Origin of the sequence: Caballeronia sp. ATUFL_F1_KS4A, assembly GCF_023630905.1 — a bacterium.
Lineage (GTDB): Bacteria > Pseudomonadota > Gammaproteobacteria > Burkholderiales > Burkholderiaceae > Caballeronia > Caballeronia zhejiangensis.
The window spans coordinates 104,945-120,017 of sequence record NZ_JALQEB010000040.1 but is presented as its reverse complement, the minus strand read 5'-3'; the positions used below and the strand labels follow the sequence as shown (position 1 = coordinate 120,017).

Below are 15,073 nucleotides of genomic sequence, written 5' to 3'. Positions count from 1 at the left end.
ACGTGTGCCCGAAGGGGCTCAACCCGACCAAGGCGATCGGCAAGATCAAGGAATTGATGGTGCGACGGGCGGTTTGATCCCCGCACCGTAAGGAAAAAAAGCGCAGTCTCGAAAGAGGCTGCGCTTTTTTTATCTGCGATATGCGCCGATGCATTGAAGTGATTGCATAGCTAACCATCTCGCACCAGACGATATTTCAATCTTGTAATGAGACTGTCGTCTCACTAGAATGAATTGGAAAGCGTGACCTGTGCAAGGAGGCAATCATGACGCTGACTGCTGTCGAGATGGACCGCAAGATCGAAGAGCATTTCGGTTTTGAACGAAGCGACGATGTCGAAGGCGTGCTCGCCACGCTCACCGACGATGTCGAGCACGATGTCGTTGGCTGGCCTGCCGGTCCGGCGCACGGACGCGAGCGCGCGCGGCCGTTCTACGAAGCGTTGTTTGCCGATCTGTCGGAGAGCCGGGTCGAGTGCTTGCGCCGTCTGTATGGGGACGGCTTTGTCATCGACGAGTCGTTGTGGCGCGGCAAGGCGCCGGGCCGGCCGTTCGGGCTCGAAGGCCGTGGGCGTCCGCTGGAATTTCGCATGCTGCATGTCGTCGAATTCAGCGAAAGCGGACAGATTCGCCGTGAAAACGTGTGGGTCGATCTCGCGGCGATCATCGGTCAGTTGCCGCAGGCTTGATATGGCGAAGTCCGAACCGAAGACCCGCGGCAATCAGAAGCAGCGCACGCGCAAGGATCTGCTGAAGGCGGCATCGGCGCTGATGAAGCAAGGGCGCAAGCCCGGGCTGGAAGAGGTCGCGGCAGAAGCGCTCGTGTCGCGTGCGACGGCGTATCGGCATTTCCCGAGCATCGATGCGCTCTTACTCGAAGCATCGCTCGATGTCGACACGCCCGTTGCGAGCCAGCTATTTTCGGCGCGCGCATCGGCCGACCCGGTCGCGAGATTGTTGCGTGTCGACGCCGCGCTCAACGACATGATTCTTGCGAACGAAGCACCGTTGCGCATGATGCTCGCGCATTCGCTGGAGCGGGCGGCGAAGGGCGAATCGCAGGACGACATGCCGCTGCGGCAGAATCGCCGCACACCGTTGATCGAGTCCGCGCTCGAACCCGCGCAAGACAAGTTCAGTCCCGCCGCGCTCGACACGCTCACGCAGGCGCTCGCGCTCGTCATCGGCACGGAGGCGATGATCGTCTGCAAGGACGTGCTGCAACTCGACGACGCACGCGCGCGCAAGGTCAGACGCTGGGCGATTCGCGCGCTGGTGCAGGCGGCGCGTCGAAGCGGAATGGACGAAGCAGGTATGGGATAATCCCAAAATTCGCGCCCACCCGACCCAAAAGGTCGCGGATGCCGCGCGCAAGGGCCCTCACCCCTCGTGGCCCGCTTTCATTCGCGACATTTCAACCGCAACCACGATGCCCACATACCGTTCCAAAACCTCCACCGCCGGACGCAACATGGCGGGCGCGCGCTCCCTCTGGCGCGCCACCGGCATGAAAGACGAAGATTTCTCGAAGCCGATCATCGCCGTCGTCAACTCGTTCACCCAGTTCGTGCCGGGGCACGTTCATCTGAAAGACCTGGGCCAGCTCGTCGCGCGTGAGATCGAAGCCGCGGGCGGCGTGGCGAAGGAGTTCAACACGATCGCGGTCGACGACGGCATCGCGATGGGTCACGACGGCATGCTGTACTCGCTGCCGAGCCGCGACATCATCGCGGATTCGGTCGAATACATGGTCAACGCGCATTGCGCCGACGCCATGGTCTGCATCTCGAACTGCGACAAGATCACGCCGGGCATGTTGATGGCCGCGATGCGCCTGAACATTCCCGTCATTTTCGTTTCGGGCGGCCCGATGGAAGCGGGCAAGACGCGCCTCGCGAATCCGAAGACGAAGGCCATCGAACTGAAGAAGCTCGATCTCGTCGATGCGATGGTGATCGCCGCCGACCAGTCGTATTCCGATGCGGAAGTCGCCGAAGTCGAGCGCTCCGCGTGCCCGACATGCGGCTCGTGCTCGGGCATGTTCACGGCCAACTCGATGAACTGCCTCACCGAAGCGCTCGGTCTCTCGCTGCCCGGCAACGGCACCGTCGTCGCGACGCACGCCGACCGCGAGCAGTTGTTCAAGCGCGCGGGACGCGGCATCGTCGAACTGGCGCGCCGTTATTACGAGCAGGAAGAGGCGCGCGTGCTGCCGCGCTCGGTCGGCTTCAAGGCGTTCGAGAACGCGATGACGCTCGATATCGCGATGGGCGGCTCGACCAACACCATTCTTCACTTGCTGGCGATCGCGCGCGAAGCCGATATCGACTTCACGATGAAGGACATCGATCGTCTGTCGCGCACCGTGCCGCAGTTGTGCAAGGTCGCGCCGAACACGAACAAGTATCACATCGAAGACGTGCATCGCGCGGGCGGCATCATGGCGATCCTCGGCGAACTGGATCGCGCGGGCAAGCTGCATACCGACGTGCCGACCGTGCACGCGCCGACGCTGAAAGACGCGCTCGCGCAATGGGACGTCAAGCTCACCGACGACGAAGCCGTCAAGACGTTCTACATGGCAGGTCCCGCAGGCGTGCCGACGCAAGTCGCGTTCAGCCAGAACACGCGCTGGCCGAGCCTCGATACGGATCGCGCCGAAGGCTGCATTCGCTCGTACGAGCACGCGTTCTCGAAGGAAGGCGGCCTTGCGGTGCTGACGGGCAACATCGCGCTGGATGGCTGCGTCGTGAAGACGGCGGGCGTCGATGAAAGCATTCTCGTGTTCGAAGGCACGGCGCACGTCACCGAGTCGCAGGACGAAGCCGTCGAGAACATCCTCAATGACAAGGTGAAGGCGGGCGATGCCGTCATCGTTCGATACGAAGGTCCGAAGGGCGGGCCCGGCATGCAGGAAATGCTGTACCCGACGAGCTACATCAAGTCGAAGGGTCTCGGCAAGGCATGCGCGCTGCTGACGGACGGACGTTTCTCGGGCGGCACATCGGGCCTGTCGATCGGTCATTGCTCGCCGGAAGCGGCGGCGGGCGGCGCGATCGGCCTTGTGCGCGACGGCGACAAGATTCGCATCGACATTCCGAATCGCACGATCGACGTGCTGCTCTCCGACGATGAACTCGCGCGCCGTCGCGAAGAGCAGAACGCGAAGGGCTGGAAGCCCGCGAAGCAGCGTCCGCGCAAGGTGTCGGCTGCGCTGAAGGCGTATGCGAAGCTGGTGATGTCGGCGGACAAGGGCGCGGTGCGCGACTTGTCCTTGCTCGACGATTGAGGCTTTAAAGCGCCAGGGAAAGCCGCTCGATGAGCGGCTTTTTTTATCGCAACTTCAATCGCCCAGCAACCTCGGCAACTCCAGCAAAGTACGATGCGCGCCGCCTTGCTCGACCGCATCCGCATACGTCGCGCGCACGGCGCCGGCGATCGCATCGACGGCGTTGTTGTCGCCGGCCATCGTCACGTAGTAGCCGAGATCCTTCAACGCATTGGACATGTGAAACGGCATGCCCGACGGATCGCCGTCGATAAGCGACGGACGCAGCCGCTCGAGCGCCGCGCCACCACCGCCGCCTTTCGCGAGGACATCGACGAAAGTCTGCGCATCGACGCCCGCGCGTTTCGCGCAGGCCGCCGCTTCCGAGATCAGCGCGATCGTGCCGAGCGACACGAAGTTGTGCAACAGCTTCATGCTGTGTCCCGCGCCCACATCGCCGACGAGCGTCACGTTCTCCGCATAGGTACGCAGCAACGGCTCGATGCGCGCGAACAGCTCGGCCGAAGCGCCGACCAGCAGATTCAGCCGCCCTTCATGCGCTTCCTTCGCGGTGCGCGTCATGGGCGCATCGACGAAGAGGCCGCCCGCTTCCTTCACGAGCGCCGCCATGCGCTGCGTCGATGCGGGCACCGCCGTCGAGCAGTCGATGACGATCGCGCCCGGCTGCAATCCCGCGAGCACGCCATCGGGCGCGGTCAGCACCGCTTCGACTTCGGGCGAGCCCGTCACGCACAGAATGACGATGTCCGATGCGCGCGCGAGCGCCTCGCCGTTCGCGACGGTCTTCACGCCGCCCGCGAGCAGTTCGTCGAGCGGCTGATTGCCGGGATGCTCGACGACCGTCAGCGGATAACCATGCTTCATCACGTTACGCGCGATGCCGTGCCCCATCAGGCCGACACCGATCATGCCGATGCGTTGCTTCATGCTGTGTCTCTCTTCATGTTGTCGTGTAAGTTTGAAAATGCTCAGCGGTTCACGAGGCGCTTCGGCAGCAGCATCGTGAGAACGATGCCGAGCGCGAGGCAGCCGACCATCGAGAAGATCGGCAGCGTCATGCCGCCGGAAGCCTGCCTCAGAAAGCCGACTACATATGGGCCGAAGAAGCCGCCGAGATTGCCGAACGCGCTGATCCATGCGATGCCGACCGCCGCCGCGGCCTGTCCGAGCACGGCCGTCGGCATGCTCCAGAAGAGCGGCGGAAACGACAGCAATCCCGCATTCGCGATGCACAGCGCGATCATGCCGAGCCACAGGTTGTCATGCCAGAGCACCGACAGCGACAAGCCCACCGTGCCCATCAGCAGCAGCGCCGCGACGTGCAAGCGCCGCTCGCCGCGCTTGTCCGCGCTGCGGCCGAACATGACCATCACGACGACCGCGACGGCGTTCGGCAATGCGGCGAGTGCGCCGATCGCGAAGTCGCCGGAGATGCCCATCGACTTGATCATCGTCGGGGCCCAGAAGGTGTAGCCGTAGATGCCGAAGACATCGAGAAAATAGATCAGGCAGAACGCCCACACGAGCGCGCTGGTGAAGAGGCCCTTGTGATTCGATTGCGCCGTTACCGCGCGATCCTCGGCGAGCACGCGCGACAACAACGCGCGATCCGTTTCGCTGAAACGCGGGCTTTGGGTGACGTCGTCGTCGAGTCCCTTCCATGTATAGACCGCCGCGAGAAACGCGGGCAATGCCTCGACGATGAAGATCCACTTCCAGCCTGGCAACTGCATGAGACCATCGAAGTACTGCATGATGAAGCCCGTCAGCGGCGAACCGATGAGACCCGCCAGCGCGAGCGCCGCATAGAACATGCTGAGGATGCGCGCGCGGCGGTTGCGCGGAAACGACTGGCCGATATAGAAGACGATCGCCGGAATGAAGCCCGCTTCCGCGACGCCAAGCAGGCAGCGCATCACATAGAACTGCATGGGCGTGGAGACGAAGGCCGTGAGGCCCGACACCATGCCCCACGACAGAATGATGCGCGTGATCCATCGGCGCGCGCCGACGCGTTGCAGGATGATGTTGCTCGGCACTTCGAAGACCACATAGCCGAGAAAGAAGATGCCCGCGCCGAAGCCGAACACGGCATCGGAGAAACCGAGTTGCTGCGCCATTTGCAGCTTCGCGAAGCTCACATTCACGCGATCGATGTACGACGTGATGTACGCGAACATCAGGATCGGCAGGATTTGCAGCGCGAGGCGGCGAAAGATCCGGTCCGCGGTGGCCGCATCGTGTGACGCAGCGGGCGATGCCGCGCCTTGCGGCATGTTGGTCGCATCGATTTCCACGTCTGTCTCCGTATTCGTTTTTGCGTCCCTGCTCGCGCGGGACGCGGCGGGACACAAGAAATGTAGCGGCTGCTGAGCGCGAGTGATATGCGAAATCGTTGAAGCGGGCTTTCGAATAGTTCGAACACGGGGTGGAGGGCGGGGCGGGATTTGATCCGGGTTTTCCTGTATGGCCCCGCGACGCAGTGAGTGTTTGCTCTGGACAGCGAGTTGAAAGATTGTGCGATCTGGCTTTTCCTCACACCGATCGGACCGGTGAAGAAGAGTCGAATTTTCTCTCGATTCTTCAAGTCTGCTGCTCAAAGGCAATTTCTCATTCTTTCAATCACGCGCTTCGATCTCATGGTATGGGCGATGTCCGAATTCTGATTTCTTTAATCAATAGGTCGTGAATGTCAAACAAATACCGATCAGCCGGTTGACCTATTTGTAATGCAATCCTAAATTCATCGGTCCAAAGAAAAACGATTAATTCTTGAGTTGGTTGAACAGAATAAGGATCGCGTATGAATGCTGTGACGAAAAATCTGACCGACGCGCTGCGCCATCCGAGTGCGCGCCTTACGCAGATTTTGAACGTGTGGATCGGCACGCTCGATCTCGATCTGGATGTTCTGAAATTCAAAGTAAAAGCGGGCCTGTGCGAGGACTATAAGGTCGATGTGACGGTGAACGCATCGAACGATCTGACCATCGCCGCGCGCAATATGCTCGTCAACCAGATCGGCCTGCAGAATTCCGACGACACGCTTTACCAATCCGTGCTCGAACAGGCCAAGGGAAAGTACGCGGACATCACGCTGGCATCGCTCATCAACGGCGCGGATGCGCGTGGTCTCTTCACGACCAGCCAGACCGTCTCCGGCATCTACACGCGCGCTGCATGGGACGGCATGATCGGCGATGCAATCGACAAGGCGGCGAAGGAAGGGCACGTCGAGCCGTATCACGTGCTCGCGGTGACGGCGGCCGATCCGGAAGACAGCGCGCGCCACGCCTACGGCGCATTCACGAGCTTCCGCCATCGCGGCTGGACGCTGCGCTACGAGAAGCCTGAGCGGTATTTCCATACCTCGATGCGCTTTGGCGTAACCGGCCGCGAACTCTGGGTGACGCTTTCCGGTTCGCTCTGGGAGCGCTTCCATGCGGATTCCCGACACGATGAGAATTGTCCAAAGCCGGACGGCTACCTGACGGTTCGCGCGCTCGCGAACAACGGACGCCTGCCGCGCATGGCGCTGTCCGAGGCGACGATCAACGAGACCGTGTCGGGTTTTACCGGCATCGCTTCCGTGCGCAATGTGACAGCGCCGACTTTGCCGCTCTATCCTCCGCGCTATCACCCGGAGTACGACTGGCGCGTGCTCGGGCACTACACGGCAGGCGGCGCGAATGAGTTGAACATGATCGGGATGGGCGGCGCGGTGGTGCTCCGTGAGGCGCTGGAGCTCTACGACTGGTCACACGACGAAAGCATCGCGCGACGCATCGATGCGATTCGAGACGTGCGGCTGTCCGAGCATGAAAGCGTGGGAAAGGGGCCTATGCGCTTCGAGATTCGCGTTCACGTTCGGCTCGATGCGAGTGCGTTTGACGGACCCGGCGATGCGACGCTCTTCGGCGATGTGCTGAGCCGCTTCGTTGGCCGCTATGCAAGCTTCCATCACGCGACGCGGCTCGTGCTGAATATCGACGGCAAGGACACGCTTTTTCCGCTCATGGAATTCGAGGGTGCGCCTTTCTAATAGCCGCATCGCTCAGGGTTTTCCTGTATCCCTCCACGCCACAGCAACCCCAACCCAATGCCATACTCCCCGGAATAAACTTCCACGGAGCATCCGGTTTTGTTCGATCTCACGTCGCTGGCTCTCTTTCTGCGCGCCGTCGAAATGGGCAGCCTGTCCAAGGCGGCGCAGCAATCGCATATGTCGCTATCGACGGCGAGCCGGCGCATCGCGCTGCTCGAACATCACTTTCGCGTGGGGCTTCTGAATCGCACGTCGGCGGGTGTCGAGCCCACGCCGGCCGGCGAAGCGCTCGCGCGTCACGCCACGGAACTGCTGCTCAGGACCGACGCGATCTATAGCGAGCTATCCGATTACACGAAAGGCTCCGTCGGCCGCGTGCGCGTGTTCGCCAATATCTCCGCGATCAGCCAGGACTTGCCCGATCATCTGCGTGCGTTCTCCCAGCGCTATCAGGACATCAAGCTGCATATCAGCGAATTGCGCAGCATGGACATTCTTCAGGCGCTGCGCGAAGGGCGCGCGGATGTCGGCGTGGTGACGTCGCAGAGCGGCATGGAAGGCATTCGCCTCGCGCCGTATTGCACGGATCGCATCAGCGTCGTCGTGCCCGAAGATCACGTTCTGCAAGGCGATCAGATCGATTTCGCCGCGCTGCTCGAGCACGATATCGTCGGTCTGGACGATAAGGCCGAAGTCACGCGCATGCTCGTCAAGGAAGCCGCGCTCGCGGGCCGCGCGATCCGCTTTCGCGTACAGGTGCAAAGCTTCGAAGGCATGTGCAGGCTGATCGCGGCGGGGCAGGGCATCGGCGTGTTGCCCGAAGGCGCGGTGCGGCTCTTTCGCGAACCCATGCGTCTGCGCTTCATTCGCCTGACGAATCCGTGGGCCGAGCGCGTGATGTCGGTCGGCATACGCGTGGGCGCGGCGCCTTTGCCCGCGCACAGGCTCTTCGATTATCTGAGCGGACTCGCGCCCGCATCGCTCGTCGCGCCCGGCGGGGAACGCGCCGCAAGCTGAGCCCTTGCGGATATTCGAAGACTCCCGTTTCCGGATTCGCACTTCCGCAGCAACAACGCCTCCGCTAGATTTCCCCTCGGATCAAACGTCGAAAACTAGGAGACAGAGCGCAATGGCAACGACACATCACATCGCCGTCATTCCGGGCGATGGCATCGGCAAGGAAGTCATGGTCGAAGGGCTGCGCGTGCTGAAGGCCGCCGCCGCGCGCTACGACATCGCGCTCGATTTCGACGAGTTCGCATCATGGTGCACCGAGCATTACGTCCAGCACGGCACGATGATGCCCGCCGACTGGGACAAGCAGATCGGCAAGCACGACGCGATCTTCTTCGGCGCGGTCGGCACGCCCGACATCGTGCCGGACCATACGGCGGTGTGGGAATCGATCATCAGGATTCGCCGCGAGTTCGATCAATACGTGAACCTGCGTCCCGTGCGGCTGATGCCCGGCGTGCCTTCGCCGCTCGCCAATCGCAAGCCCGGCGACATCGACTTTCTGGTCGTGCGCGAGAACACCGAAGGCGAGTATTCGTCGGTCGGCGGACGCATGTTCGAAGGCACCGAGCGCGAGTTCGCGACGCAGCAGGCGGTCTTCACGCGCACGGGCGTCGATCGCATTCTCGACTTCGCGTTCAAGCTCGCGCAGAGCCGTCCGAAGAAGCAGCTCACCGCCGCGACCAAATCGAACGGCATCTCCATCACGATGCCGTACTGGGACGAGCGCCTTGCCGCAGCGGCGAAGCGCTATCCGGACATCGCGACGAACAAGTTTCACATCGACATTCTGTGCGCCCATTTCGTGCAGCATCCTGACCGTTTCGATGTCGTGGTCGCGTCGAATCTCTTCGGCGACATTCTTTCCGATCTCGGTCCCGCATGCACGGGCACCATCGGCATCGCGCCTTCGGCGAACCTGAATCCCGAGCGGCGCTTTCCATCGCTCTTCGAGCCGGTACATGGATCGGCGCCCGATATCGCGGGCAAGGGCATCGCCAATCCGATCGGGCAGATCTGGTCGGCCGCGCTGATGCTCCAGCATCTCGGACGCGGCGACGCGCGCTACGAAGCGGCGGCGAAGACCATCCTGTCGGCCATCGAAAGCGTGCTCGAAAACGGCCCGCGCACGCCCGACATGGGCGGCACGGCGAACACCATCGAAGTCGGCAAGGCGATCGCCGAAGCCGTCACCGAACATGCACTGATCACGGAGTAAGCATGGAATACCGTCACTTCATCGGCAACGCGTGGAAAGCGGGCGACAACGGCGAATCGCTCGATGTCATCGATCCGAGCACCGGCGAGCCGTTCGCGGCGATCGCACGCGGCAACGCCGCCGATATCGCCACGGCTGTCCACGCAGCGCGCAGCGCAATGGGCAATGCGCTCGACGGTCCGTGGGCGAAGCTCTCGCCTGTCGAGCGCTCGAACCTGCTGTTCGCCTATGCGAACGCCGTTCTCGAACACGCCGACGAACTCGCGCAACTCGAAGCGCGCGACACCGGCAAGGCGCTCAAGACCGCGCGCACCGATGCGGCCGTGCTCGCGCGCTATCTGCAGTATTACGCGGGTTGCGTCGACAAGCTGCACGGCGAAACGCTGCCCTATACGACCGGCTTTACCGTGCTGACGGTACGCGAGCCGATCGGCGTGACGGGCCACATCATTCCGTGGAATTACCCGATGCAGATCTACGGCCGCAGCGTCGGCGCGTCGCTCGCGGCGGGCAACGCGTGCGTCGTGAAGCCCGCCGAGGACGCGAGCCTGTCGATCGTGCGGCTCGCAGAAATCGCCGCCGACGTCGGCTTTCCGGCTGGCGCGATCAACGTCGTCACCGGACTCGGCAGCGAGGCGGGCGCGGCGCTGTCGGCGAACGAAGGCATCGGTCATGTCTCGTTCACCGGCTCGACCGCGACGGGCGCGCTCGTCGGACGCACGGCGGCGGAACGTCATTGCCCGAGCGTGCTCGAACTCGGCGGCAAGTCACCGCAACTCGTTTTCGACGATGCCGATCTCGACGAAGCCTTGCCCGTGATCCAGAACGCGATCGTGCAGAACGCCGGACAAACGTGTTCGGCGGGCAGCCGTCTGCTGGTTCAGCGCGGCATCTACGAAACCGTGATCGAACGTCTCGCGCAGCGTTTCGAAGCGCTGCGTTCCGGGCCGCCCGCGATGGATCTCGACATGGGTCCGCTCGTCAACGCGAAGCAACATGCGCGTGTGCGCAGCATCGTCGAGCAGGCGGAAGGCGAAGGCATACGCGTCGCGGCGCGCGGCAAGATCGTCGTGGAAGCGTCGCGCAATGGCTTCTTCCAGGAAGCGGTGCTGTTTCGCGACGTGCCGCCGCAAAGCCGGCTCGCGCAGGAGGAAGTCTTCGGCCCGGTGCTCGCGGTAATGCCCTTCGACGACGAAGCCGAAGCCGTGAAGCTCGCCAATGGCACGAACTACGGTCTCGTAGCGGGCGTGTGGACGCGTGACGGTTCGCGCGGCCTGCGACTCGCGCGCAAGCTGCAGGCGGGCCAGGTGTTCATCAACAACTATGGCGCGGGCGGCGGCGTCGAGTTGCCGTTCGGCGGCGTGAAGGCGAGCGGGCATGGACGCGAGAAGGGCTTCGAAGCGCTGTACGGCTTCACGAGCCTGAAGACCATCGCGATCAGGCACGGCTGAGTCTCGCGCGGGTTCACATCATCATGGCGACTCTCAACATCATCGGCGCGGGGCGGGTCGGCGCGACGCTCGGCAATCTGATCGTCGCGAACCGCGTGCTCGATATCGGCGATGTATGCGACAGCGATCTCGCGCATGCGCATGAAGCGGTCGATTTCATCGGCGCGGGCCGGGCGCTCGACGACATCGCCGCGATGCATCCCGCCGATATCTGGCTGCTCTCGGTGCCCGATGCACGCATCGCGGACGTAGCGCAAGCGCTTGCGGCGCATCGCAAGTATGATGCGCCGACGATTGCCGTGCATTGCAGCGGCGCGCTCGACGCCGACACGCTCGCGCCCTTGCGCGCGCTCGGCTGGAGCGTGGCGAGCGCGCATCCGATGCTGAGCTTCGCGAAGCCCGGCACGGCCGTGTTCCAGTTCGAAGGCACGCCATGCGGACTCGAAGGCGATCGCGCCGCCCGCGATGCATGGAGCGAGATTCTCGCGGCCATCGGCGCGCGCTGCTTCGATATCGAGCCGGGCAGCAAGGCGCTTTATCACGCGGCGGCGGTCGTCGCATCGAACTTTCTGCCGATACTCGCGGCGATGTCCGTCGAGATGTGGCAGGCGGCCGGCATTCCGCAAGCGCTCATCGAAGACATGATGCACACGCTCACGCGCAATGCCGCCACCAACGTCGTTTCGCTCGGGCCGAAGGATGCGTTGACCGGTCCGGCGGCGCGCGGCGATCGCGCGGTCGTGGAAGTGCAATCGCAGGCGATCGGCGCGTGGGACACGGTATCGCGCGGTGCCTACGACGCGCTCTCGACGCTCGCCACGCGCCTCGCGCTGACGGGCAAGGTGCGAGGGTAATTGGCGCGATCAAACAGCGAAATCCGTCGAACTCGATGACTCACGCCACGCGTCCGTTTCGGCTTCGACATGCGCGTTCTTCTCCGCGATGGGCTTCAGCGTGTCGGTGCCGAGCGCGAGGCGCAGCGGCGGCGTTGCGCATCGGCGAGCGTGATGAGCGGCGTGCGGTCATTGATCAGGGGATATCGCCGCAAGCCACAGCGCCTGTTGCAGAGCGTCGAACCGGCGCTTGCGATGCTCACGTCTGCCATCGCGGATGCGAAGAGCGCGAAGGAAGACATCGCCCGGCCGTTGCGCATCAGCGCGCCGAAAGCGCTCGGTATTTTTTTCGCCGTCGCGCATATCCGCGAAGGACGTCTCGTACCCTTGCTCACGCGTCAAATGACGCAGCGCGAATCGATCTACATCTACTATCGGCATCGAACGGAGCGGCCGCTTCGCGTGCGAACGTTCATCGACTTCATGATCGCAAAGCTCGCGGGAAACGCCGATTTCTGCCTTACGCCGACGCGATTGCGCGCGCTAGCGAAATGAACGGCCCGATTCCCTGCGATATCGCGAAGCGCCGATTAGAATCCATCTTGCCTTTGCATCCTCCATTTCACGCAAGCTACCGGAGCCACGCAATGAAGATGATCAATGCGCTCAGATTTGCCGCCGTTGCATCAGCGATAGCCTTTTCCGTCAACGTATGGTCGCAGACCAGCGATGCGGGATCGACCCAGTCCGCGACGCCTTCGGCGAGCACGGGAAGCTCCAAATCGACGGCGCGCAAAGCCAACCGCGCGCTCAGCAAGAAGGTGTCTCAGGCATTGCAAAAAGGCGGCATCGACACGAACGGCATGAATGTGATCGCCAAGAACGGCGCGATCACGCTCGCCGGTCACGCAGCCGATGGCGAGCAGATCGACCAGGCGGCGTCGATCGCGAAAGGCGTGGACGGCGTGAAGTCGGTGAAGAATGTTCTGACGATTCAGGAAGGCGGGCAGTAACACACTGCCTCTGAGCGCGCGCTCGCGCATGTCATGAACTCGTTCCTGGATGTCGGCGATCGCGAACGGCAACGCCTGCCGTTTCGCGAATCGCTGCTCGCGATGCTCGGCATCGCGTTCGTCACGATGCTCGTCGCGCTCGATCAGACCATCGTCGGGACCGCGATGCCGCGCATCGTCGCCGAACTCAAGGGCTTCGATCTGTACGCGTGGGTCGCGACGTCGTACATGCTCGCGTCCGTCATCACGATTCCGATCTTCGGGCGGCTCGGCGACCTTTACGGACGAAAGCCGTTTCTGCTCGCGGCGATCGTGCTGTTCACGCTGGCGTCGGTGCTGTGCGGATTCGCCGACAGCATGCTGTTCCTGGTGATTGCGCGCGGCGTGCAGGGCATCGGCGGCGGCATTCTGCTCGGCACGGTTTTCGCCGCCGTCGCCGATCTCTTTCCCGATCCGAAGCTGCGTCTGCGCTGGCTCGTGCTCGTCACGTCGACGTTCGGCGTCGCCAACGTGATCGGCCCGACGCTCGGCGGCATGCTCACGCAGATGCGCGGCTGGCGGCTCGTGTTTTTCGTCAACGTGCCAATCGGCATCGTCTCGCTAATGTTCGTGCTGATGTTCGTGCCGAACCTGCATCATGCGAAGACGCGTGGACGGATTCAGCTCGACTGGCTCGGCGCGTGCGTCGTCGCGGTGACGCTCGGCGCATTGCAACTGCTGATCGAACTGCTGCCGAAAGAAGGCGTCTCGCGCACGACGATCGTGCTTGCGCTCGTCACGCTCCTGTTCGGCGCGACACTGTACTTCTGGGAAAAGCGCATGGGCTATCCCGTCGTGCCCGTCGACGTGCTGATGGACCGCAAGCTCGCCGCGCTTTTCGCGATCTCCGTGCTCGGCGGCTTCGCGCTCTTCTCGATGGCCTTCTACATCCCGCTGCTGTTTCAGGGCGGCTATGGCATGTCGCCGCACGATTCGGGCATGCTCATCACGCCGCTGCTGCTCGGCACGACCGTCGGCAGCATGATCAACAACCGCATCGTCACGCGCATCCCGCGTGCGAACGTGCTGATGTATGCGGGCTTCGCGCTTTCCGTGGCCGGCTGTCTCGCGCTCGTCTCGCTCGATGGTCACGAACCGCATGCCGTCTGGATGGCGTGCATGGGCGCGAGCGGACTCGGCCTCGGGCTCGTCGCGACGAATCTCACCATCTGCTCGCAACAGATCGTCGCGCGCGAGCAGATCGGCGCGGTCACGGCGTTGCTGCAATCGCTGCGCATTTTCGGCGGCATGCTGGGCACCGCGATCACCGGCGCGCTGCTCGGGCATCTCTATGCGCAAAACGTGCATCGTCCGCTCGATTCGTATCAGGCGACGCAGTGGCTCAAATCGTTCGCGAGCCCGGACCTGCTGATCGACCGTGCGGAACAGTCTGCGCTGATCGAACGCCTCGTCGCGGCGGGCCAAGCGGCCGATGCGATGACGATGATGCACTCGGCGCGCATGGCGCTCGTCGCGTCGATTCACGTCGGGCTCGTGGTCGCCGCGATGGCGGCGTTCGTCGGCCTCTGTCTCGCGTGGTTCGTGCCTGCGGTGCGCGTCGATTATGGCGATGCGAAAGGACAAAGCGCGTGACGTTTGCCGAACGACCATGCGAGAGTCCGATTATGACAAGAGGATGTCGGGCCAAACGGTGTCAGCGTTTGCCGCCGAGCGCCTTCACAATGTGTCTCGTCGGCTCGGTGGTCGCGAGTCGTGAAATTTGCGACATATGAACCCAGCGGCAGCGAGAGATTTCATTGCTCGCGCGCGGCTTTGCGTTCTTCGGCACATCGCAGAAGAAGACGTGATGATGCTTCTGCCTTCCACGATGCTGAAACAGGAATTTCGCCGACTTGCCCGCGAGACGAGTTTCTTCCTTGAGTTCGCGAAGCGCGGCGTCCGAAAGATGCTCGCCTCGCTTGAGCATGCCGCCGGGCAGCGCCCACTTGGTGCGACGTCGCGCCACCAGAAGTATCCGGTTGCCCTTCCGACAAATGACGGTGGCTCGCTTCCTCAAACCGACTCCGTTATCTATAAGCTATGTCCTGTCAACGGACCCAGTGTACCCAACCGTTTTTTCATTGTGGAGCATCCGATGACAGCGGCATTTTCCGTATTGCGCATGAAGCAAGACATGTTCCGCTCGCCCCGCGCAGCGGGTATGCATGTT

14 protein-coding genes and 2 pseudogenes are annotated in these 15,073 nt (G+C 62.9%); 12 read left to right on the top strand and 4 right to left on the bottom strand.

Annotated elements, in window-relative coordinates; translation table 11 throughout:
* From sdhB to ilvD, 4 genes and pseudogenes are all read left to right on the top strand, one after another.
* Window positions 1-77: pseudogene (sdhB, locus tag NCS03_RS28040) on the top strand (succinate dehydrogenase iron-sulfur subunit); the annotation flags it as partial.
* Between the two features lie 189 nt (window positions 78-266).
* On the top strand, window positions 267-689 hold the full coding sequence (locus tag NCS03_RS28035) for a nuclear transport factor 2 family protein (protein WP_008347086.1): 423 nt from the start codon (window positions 267-269) through the stop codon (window positions 687-689).
* Between the two features lies 1 nt (window position 690).
* On the top strand, window positions 691-1,323 hold the full coding sequence (locus NCS03_RS28030; RefSeq protein ID WP_250530257.1) for a TetR/AcrR family transcriptional regulator: 633 nt from the start codon (window positions 691-693) through the stop codon (window positions 1,321-1,323).
* Window positions 1,324-1,429: 106 nt separating this feature from the next.
* A complete protein-coding gene (gene ilvD, locus NCS03_RS28025; protein WP_250530256.1) occupies window positions 1,430-3,289 on the top strand; it encodes a dihydroxy-acid dehydratase in 1,860 nt (619 codons plus the stop codon).
* A gap of 54 nt (window positions 3,290-3,343) precedes the next feature.
* On the opposite strand, the gene NCS03_RS28020 is transcribed toward ilvD, so the two are convergent.
* The gene (locus tag NCS03_RS28020; protein ID WP_008347080.1) at window positions 3,344-4,216 is read right to left on the bottom strand and encodes an NAD(P)-dependent oxidoreductase; all 873 of its coding nucleotides are present in this window, start codon (window positions 4,214-4,216) and stop codon (window positions 3,344-3,346) included.
* A 41-nt stretch (window positions 4,217-4,257) separates the two neighbouring features.
* Window positions 4,258-5,586 carry an MFS transporter gene (locus NCS03_RS28015; RefSeq protein ID WP_250530255.1) on the bottom strand — a complete coding sequence of 443 codons (1,329 nt, stop codon included), beginning with the start codon at window positions 5,584-5,586 and terminating at the stop codon, window positions 4,258-4,260.
* Window positions 5,587-6,092: 506 nt separating this feature from the next.
* On the opposite strand from NCS03_RS28015, the gene NCS03_RS28010 reads away from it, so the two are divergent.
* From NCS03_RS28010 to NCS03_RS27990, 5 genes are all read left to right on the top strand, one after another.
* The gene (locus NCS03_RS28010) at window positions 6,093-7,331 is read left to right on the top strand and encodes a type VI secretion system baseplate subunit TssF (RefSeq protein WP_250530254.1); all 1,239 of its coding nucleotides are present in this window, start codon (window positions 6,093-6,095) and stop codon (window positions 7,329-7,331) included.
* Between the two features lie 99 nt (window positions 7,332-7,430).
* Complete coding sequence (locus NCS03_RS28005) at window positions 7,431-8,351, top strand: LysR family transcriptional regulator (RefSeq protein ID WP_250530253.1); 921 nt, start codon at window positions 7,431-7,433, stop codon at window positions 8,349-8,351.
* Between the two features lie 112 nt (window positions 8,352-8,463).
* On the top strand, window positions 8,464-9,567 hold the full coding sequence (locus NCS03_RS28000; RefSeq protein WP_250530252.1) for a tartrate dehydrogenase: 1,104 nt from the start codon (window positions 8,464-8,466) through the stop codon (window positions 9,565-9,567).
* Between the two features lie 2 nt (window positions 9,568-9,569).
* Window positions 9,570-11,018 carry an aldehyde dehydrogenase family protein gene (locus tag NCS03_RS27995; RefSeq protein WP_250530251.1) on the top strand — a complete coding sequence of 483 codons (1,449 nt, stop codon included), beginning with the start codon at window positions 9,570-9,572 and terminating at the stop codon, window positions 11,016-11,018.
* A 23-nt stretch (window positions 11,019-11,041) separates the two neighbouring features.
* Window positions 11,042-11,872, top strand: coding sequence for a Rossmann-like and DUF2520 domain-containing protein (locus NCS03_RS27990; protein WP_250530250.1), 831 nt, complete (start codon window positions 11,042-11,044; stop codon window positions 11,870-11,872).
* A gap of 9 nt (window positions 11,873-11,881) precedes the next feature.
* Here NCS03_RS27990 and NCS03_RS27985 read toward each other — a convergent pair.
* A pseudogene (locus NCS03_RS27985) lies at window positions 11,882-12,030 on the bottom strand (short-chain dehydrogenase/reductase); the annotation flags it as partial.
* Window positions 12,031-12,106: 76 nt separating this feature from the next.
* On the opposite strand from NCS03_RS27985, the gene NCS03_RS31295 reads away from it, so the two are divergent.
* The 3 genes from NCS03_RS31295 (at window position 12,107) to NCS03_RS27970 (ending at window position 14,496) form a co-directional block, all read left to right on the top strand.
* The gene (locus tag NCS03_RS31295) at window positions 12,107-12,406 is read left to right on the top strand and encodes a hypothetical protein (RefSeq protein ID WP_502801550.1); all 300 of its coding nucleotides are present in this window, start codon (window positions 12,107-12,109) and stop codon (window positions 12,404-12,406) included.
* 92 nt (window positions 12,407-12,498) lie between these two features.
* A complete protein-coding gene (locus NCS03_RS27975; RefSeq protein ID WP_008347050.1) occupies window positions 12,499-12,864 on the top strand; it encodes a BON domain-containing protein in 366 nt (121 codons plus the stop codon).
* Between the two features lie 33 nt (window positions 12,865-12,897).
* On the top strand, window positions 12,898-14,496 hold the full coding sequence (locus tag NCS03_RS27970) for an MFS transporter (RefSeq protein WP_008347047.1): 1,599 nt from the start codon (window positions 12,898-12,900) through the stop codon (window positions 14,494-14,496).
* A 61-nt stretch (window positions 14,497-14,557) separates the two neighbouring features.
* On the opposite strand, the gene NCS03_RS27965 is transcribed toward NCS03_RS27970, so the two are convergent.
* Entirely contained in the window at window positions 14,558-14,920 is a 363-nt protein-coding gene (locus NCS03_RS27965; RefSeq protein WP_250458281.1) for an NUDIX hydrolase, read from the bottom strand.
* Window positions 14,921-15,073 lie beyond the last annotated feature (153 nt).

Excerpts from the sequence above, each read along its gene's own strand:
- NCS03_RS28020 (WP_008347080.1), bottom strand. The coding sequence starts at position 4,216 with ATGAAGCAACGCATCGGCATGATCGGTGTCGGCCTGATGGGGCACGGC.
- NCS03_RS28030 (WP_250530257.1), top strand. The coding sequence starts at position 691 with ATGGCGAAGTCCGAACCGAAGACCCGCGGCAATCAGAAGCAGCGCACG.
- NCS03_RS27970 (WP_008347047.1), top strand. The coding sequence starts at position 12,898 with ATGAACTCGTTCCTGGATGTCGGCGATCGCGAACGGCAACGCCTGCCG.
- NCS03_RS28035 (WP_008347086.1), top strand. The coding sequence starts at position 267 with ATGACGCTGACTGCTGTCGAGATGGACCGCAAGATCGAAGAGCATTTC.
- ilvD (WP_250530256.1), top strand. The coding sequence starts at position 1,430 with ATGCCCACATACCGTTCCAAAACCTCCACCGCCGGACGCAACATGGCG.
- NCS03_RS27990 (WP_250530250.1), top strand. The coding sequence starts at position 11,042 with ATGGCGACTCTCAACATCATCGGCGCGGGGCGGGTCGGCGCGACGCTC.
- NCS03_RS27975 (WP_008347050.1), top strand. The coding sequence starts at position 12,499 with ATGAAGATGATCAATGCGCTCAGATTTGCCGCCGTTGCATCAGCGATA.
- NCS03_RS27995 (WP_250530251.1), top strand. The coding sequence starts at position 9,570 with ATGGAATACCGTCACTTCATCGGCAACGCGTGGAAAGCGGGCGACAAC.
- NCS03_RS28000 (WP_250530252.1), top strand. The coding sequence starts at position 8,464 with ATGGCAACGACACATCACATCGCCGTCATTCCGGGCGATGGCATCGGC.
- NCS03_RS28010 (WP_250530254.1), top strand. The coding sequence starts at position 6,093 with ATGAATGCTGTGACGAAAAATCTGACCGACGCGCTGCGCCATCCGAGT.
- NCS03_RS31295 (WP_502801550.1), top strand. The coding sequence starts at position 12,107 with ATGCTCACGTCTGCCATCGCGGATGCGAAGAGCGCGAAGGAAGACATC.